This window comes from Sphingomonas sp. CCH9-E2 (genome assembly GCF_001557215.1).
Lineage (GTDB): Bacteria > Pseudomonadota > Alphaproteobacteria > Sphingomonadales > Sphingomonadaceae > Sphingomonas.
Window position 1 is genome coordinate 1 of sequence record NZ_LSJM01000017.1, and the last position, 4,917, is coordinate 4,917.

Below are 4,917 nucleotides of genomic sequence, written 5' to 3' on the forward strand. Positions count from 1 at the left end.
CTCGCCCGCCACGGGCAGCGCCTCGATCACCACCAGCGCCTGTGCCCAGGGATGGTCGTCCGTCAGCGTCAGGTGCACCTTCACCACGTGTCCCGCGGGCGTCATCGCGTCAAGCCGCGCCTTTGCTCCCCCGGTCAGCGCCAATGTCGGCGCGCCCGACGGCGCATTGACCACGCCGATATCGCGCATGAACACGCCAGACTTGAAACCGGTCCCGACCGCCTTCGAAAAAGCCTCTTTGGCAGCAAAACGTTTCGCGAGCGTTGCGGCATAGCCCATCGGCCGCCGCGCCGCCTTGCGCAGCTCGGTCTCGGTGAACACGCGCTGCTCGAACCGCATGCCGAACCGGTCGAGGGACGACTGGATCCGCTCGATGTTACACAGGTCGGACCCGATGCCGATGATCATAAATCCCTCTCCCATTGGGAGAGGGAGGGAGCCGCGAAGCGGCGGAAGGGTGAGCGTGACCCGATGAGGGCGTCACCCTCACCCTCCCCACGCGCTAACGCGCGCGGGTCCCCTCCCTGTCCCAATGGGAGAGGGCGATTCACCGCGCCGCGTCCATCAGGTCGCGCATCCGCCGCACCACCGGGGCCAGCCCGTCGAAAATCGCCTCGCCGATCAGGAAATGCCCGATATTCAGCTCCGCCAGCTGCGGGATCGCCGCGATCGGGACGACATTGTCGAAGGTCAGGCCGTGCCCGGCATGCACCTCGATCCCGTTCTTCGCCGCGAGCGCGGCGGCATCGGCGATGCGGCGCAACTCGGCGGTCTGCGCCTCACCCTCCAGCTCGCAATAGCGCCCGGTGTGCAGCTCCACGACCGGCGCGCCCAGCCGCATCGCCGCTTCGATCTGCGCCGGATCGGGCTCGATGAACAGCGACACGCGGATCTTCGCGCCCTTCAGCTCCGCGACCATCGGTGCGAGCAAATCATGCAGCCCCGCCGCGTCAAGCCCGCCCTCGGTCGTCCGCTCCTCGCGCCGCTCGGGCACGATGCACGCGGCGTGCGGGCGGTGGCGCAGCGCGATCGCCAGCATCTCGTCGGTCGCCGCCATTTCCAGATTGAGCGGGATGGTCAGCTCCGCCGCCAGCCGCGCAATATCGTCGTCGGTGATGTGCCGCCGGTCCTCACGCAGATGCGCCGTGATCCCGTCCGCCCCGGCCTCCGCCGCCAGCAACGCCGCGCGCACCGGATCGGGATAGCCGCTCCCGCGCGCATTGCGCACGGTGGCGACATGGTCGATGTTCACGCCAAGGCGCAGGTGCCCCATCACGCGGCCGCCCGGCTGCCCGGCTTGATCGCCGGAATCGCCGCCAGTTCGGGCGGAACCGCGTCGGCGGCGTAGCTCGGCACGTCGAGGCGGATCAGCGGGAAGAACGGGACGCCCAGGTCTGCCGTGCCGTTCGAGCGGTCGACCAGCGACGCGGCGGCAATCACCTCGCCGCCCGCCTCGGCAATCGCCTTCATCGCCTCGCGCGACGAGAGCCCGGTGGTGACGACGTCTTCCATCATCAGCACCTGCTGCCCCGGCGTCAGGCGAAAGCCGCGGCGCAGTTCGAAGGTGCCGGTGGGGCGTTCGACGAACATCGCATCGACGTCGAGCGCGCGGGCGACTTCCTGTCCCGCGATCACTCCGCCCATCGCGGGGGAGACGACGGCGGTGATCTTTGCGCGCAGTTCGGCGGGAATGTTGGCGGCCACCGCTTCTGCCAGCCGCGCGGCACGGCGCGGGTTCATCAGCACGCGCGCGCATTGCAGGTAACGCGGGCTGCGCAGCCCCGACGACAGGATGAAATGCCCCTCCAGCAGCGCCTCTGCCGCCCGGAATTCGCCCAGCACCTCGTCTTCGGTCACGCGTCCACCCCGCTCTTGTTCTGGCCCGGCATCTAGGGTCCGGGCGGCCCCCCCGCAACACTACGGGTAAAAAGAGCAGTCGACACGCTTGAGACGGACGCGCGAGGTGCTATAGGCCAGCCTCGACGGGCGAATTGCGTCCGCGCGACCGGCAAAGCCGGCGCCCCCGTACAGGGGCCAGAAGGACAGGGGTTTATTGAGACGATGCGCATGCATGGATTGAAGGCGATCGTGCTGGCTGCGGGCATGCTGCTCGCCGGGGGCATGGCCCAGGCTCAAGCGCCGGCAGCAGCGGCGCCCGAAGCACCCGCACCGGTGACGGTGGCGACTCCGGCCGCGGTTCCCGCGCCGGGCAACCCGGTCGAGCAAGCCGCCACGGCTGCTCCCGCGGAAGCGAAAGTTGCCGATCCGACGCTGAATGCCGACGGCACGCACAAGAACGGGCCGGTCGCCGGCATCGGCATGCCAGTCGACAAGAAGGTCGGCATCCAGCCGCAGGCGACGAAGCTGGGCGAAAGCGCCGCCAGCTTCCACAACCACATCCTGCTGCCGGTCATCACTGGAATCTCGGTGGTGGTCCTCTTCCTGCTCGCCTGGACGATCATCCGCTATCGCCGCAAGGCGAACCCGGTCCCGTCGAAGACCAGCCACAACACGCTGATCGAAATCATCTGGACCGCGGTGCCGGTGCTGATCCTCGCCTTCATCGCCTGGCCGTCGATCGCGCTGCTGGCCAAGCAGTTCAAGCCTGCGCCGGATAACGCCGTGACGATCAAGGCGATCGGCAACCAGTGGTACTGGTCGTACGAATATCCCGACCATGGCGGCATTTCGATCACTGCCAACATGCTCAAGGAACAGAGCGAGGTTAAGGCCGGTGAGCGCTTCCGCACCGATGTCGATGGTCCGCGCCTGCTCGCGGTCGACAACCGCATCGTCGTGCCGGTCGGCACCCCGATCCGCCTGATCGCGACCGCCAACGACGTGATCCACAGCTGGGCGGTTCCCGCTTTCTGGATCAAGATGGACGCGATCCCCGGCCGCCTCAACGAAACCAGCTTCACCGTCGACAAGCCCGGCGTTTATTTCGGCCAGTGCAGCGAACTGTGCGGTGCGCGTCACGCGTACATGCCGATCGTGGTCGAGGCGGTCGAGCCGGCCGTGTTCGCGCAGTGGGTCGCGGCCAAGGGCGGCACCATGCCGTCGGCCGCAAAGCCCTCGGCCGCAGCCCCGGCCCAGCCGAGCAGCGATGCCGCCGACGACACCGCGACCCCGGCCAACGCCATCGTCGCCACCGGCAATGCGACCGTCGAGGCGACCGAAGCCGGCGCCACCACCAATCAAGCCGCCACCGGCAACACGGACAATTGAGCATGACCGACGCAGCACGCGACGCGCACGCCTTTACGGCGCATGACGACCATCACGACACGCATGCGGACCATGTGCCGGGCTTCTTCGCCCGCTGGTTCCTGTCGACCAACCACAAGGACATCGGCACGCTCTACCTGATCTTCGCGATTATCGCGGGGATCATCGGTGGTGCCATCTCGGGCGTGATGCGCCTCGAACTGGCCGAGCCGGGTATCCAGCATCTCGGCTACATCGCCGAATGGGTACATGGCGGTCCCAAGACCTTCGACGAATCGCTGCACTTCTGGAACGTGCTGATCACCGCGCACGGCCTGATCATGGTGTTCTTCATGGTCATGCCGGCCATGATCGGCGGCTTCGGCAACTGGTTCGTTCCGATCATGATCGGCGCGCCGGACATGGCGTTCCCGCGCATGAACAACCTGTCCTTCTGGCTGCTGGTCCCCGCGTTCCTGCTGCTGCTCGCCTCGCCCTTCTTCGGTGGCGGCGCGGGTACCGGCTGGACCGTCTACGCCCCGCTCTCGACCTATGGTGAGCCGGGGCCGGCGGTGGACATGGCGATCCTGTCGCTCCACCTTGCCGGTGCCAGCTCGATCCTGGGTGCGATCAACTTCATCACCACCATCTTCAACATGCGCGCGCCGGGCATGACCCTGCACAAGATGCCGCTGTTCGTGTGGTCGGTGCTGATCACCGCCTTCCTGCTGCTGCTCGCGCTCCCGGTTCTTGCCGCGGCGATCACCATGCTGCTGACCGACCGTAACTTCGGCACCACCTTCTACGATCCCGCCGGCGGCGGCGATCCGGTGCTGTACCAGCATCTGTTCTGGTTCTTCGGCCACCCCGAAGTGTACATCATGATCCTGCCGGGCTTCGGCATCATCAGCCAGATCGTCTCGACCTTCAGCCGCAAGCCGGTGTTCGGCTATCTCGGCATGGCGTACGCCATGGTCGCGATCGGCGTGGTCGGCTTCGTCGTGTGGGCGCACCACATGTTCACCACCGGCATGAGCGTGAACGTGAAGATGTACTTCACCGCCGCGACGATGATCATCGCGGTGCCGACCGGCATCAAGATCTTCTCGTGGATCGCGACGATGTGGGGCGGGTCGATGAGCTTCAAGACCCCGATGGTCTGGGCGATCGGCTTCATCTTCCTGTTCACCGTCGGCGGCGTCACCGGCGTGGTGCTCGCGAATGGCGGCGTCGACGATTACATGCACGACACCTACTACGTCGTCGCGCACTTCCACTATGTGCTCTCGCTGGGCGCGGTGTTCGGCCTGTTCGCGGGCTTCTACTACTGGTTCCCGAAGATGTTCGGGAAGATGTACAACGAGTTCCTCGGCCAGCTGCACTTCTGGGTATTCTTCGTCGGCGTCAACGTGCTGTTCTTCCCGCAGCACTTCCTGGGCCTCCAGGGCATGCCGCGCCGCTACCCGGACTATCCGGACGCCTATGCCTATTGGAACGAGATTTCGAGCTGGGGCTATGTGATCATGCTGGCGGGCATGGCGATCTTCTTCGTCAACCTGTTCTGGTCGCTCGCCGCCGGCAAGAAGGCTCCCGACAATCCGTGGGGCGAAGGTGCCACGACGCTGGAATGGACCCTGTCCAGCCCGCCGCCGTTCCACCAGTTCGAAACCCTGCCCGTGATCGCCGACGACAAGCATCACTGAGGTCGGC

Annotated in this window: 5 protein-coding genes; 2 read left to right on the forward strand and 3 right to left on the reverse strand. The window is 66.5% G+C overall.

All coding sequences use genetic code 11. From position 1 onward, the window contains the following. From acpS to pyrE, 3 genes are all read right to left on the reverse strand, one after another. A partial coding sequence (gene acpS, locus AX681_RS00910; protein WP_066657651.1) for a holo-ACP synthase occupies positions 1–408 on the reverse strand: 408 nt, incomplete at its 3' end. Between the two features lie 139 nt (positions 409–547). After that, positions 548–1,273: a pyridoxine 5'-phosphate synthase gene (locus AX681_RS00915; RefSeq protein WP_443026120.1), complete on the reverse strand. Its 726-nt coding sequence runs from the start codon at positions 1,271–1,273 to the stop codon at positions 548–550. Then, entirely contained in the window at positions 1,273–1,857 is a 585-nt protein-coding gene (gene pyrE, locus AX681_RS00920) for an orotate phosphoribosyltransferase (RefSeq protein ID WP_066657648.1), read from the reverse strand. Before pyrE ends, AX681_RS00915 begins: the two co-directional genes overlap by 1 nt. 204 nt (positions 1,858–2,061) lie before the next feature. Here pyrE and coxB point away from each other — a divergent pair, with 204 nt between their 5' ends. Then, on the forward strand, positions 2,062–3,228 hold the full coding sequence (gene coxB, locus AX681_RS00925; RefSeq protein ID WP_066657645.1) for a cytochrome c oxidase subunit II: 1,167 nt from the start codon (positions 2,062–2,064) through the stop codon (positions 3,226–3,228). A 2-nt stretch (positions 3,229–3,230) separates the two neighbouring features. After that, positions 3,231–4,910, forward strand: coding sequence for a cytochrome c oxidase subunit I (gene ctaD / locus AX681_RS00930; protein WP_066657643.1), 1,680 nt, complete (start codon positions 3,231–3,233; stop codon positions 4,908–4,910). Positions 4,911–4,917 lie beyond the last annotated feature (7 nt).

Excerpts from the sequence above, each read along its gene's own strand:
- AX681_RS00915 (WP_443026120.1), bottom strand. The coding sequence starts at position 1,273 with ATGGGGCACCTGCGCCTTGGCGTGAACATCGACCATGTCGCCACCGTG.
- coxB (WP_066657645.1), top strand. The coding sequence starts at position 2,062 with ATGCGCATGCATGGATTGAAGGCGATCGTGCTGGCTGCGGGCATGCTG.
- ctaD (WP_066657643.1), top strand. The coding sequence starts at position 3,231 with ATGACCGACGCAGCACGCGACGCGCACGCCTTTACGGCGCATGACGAC.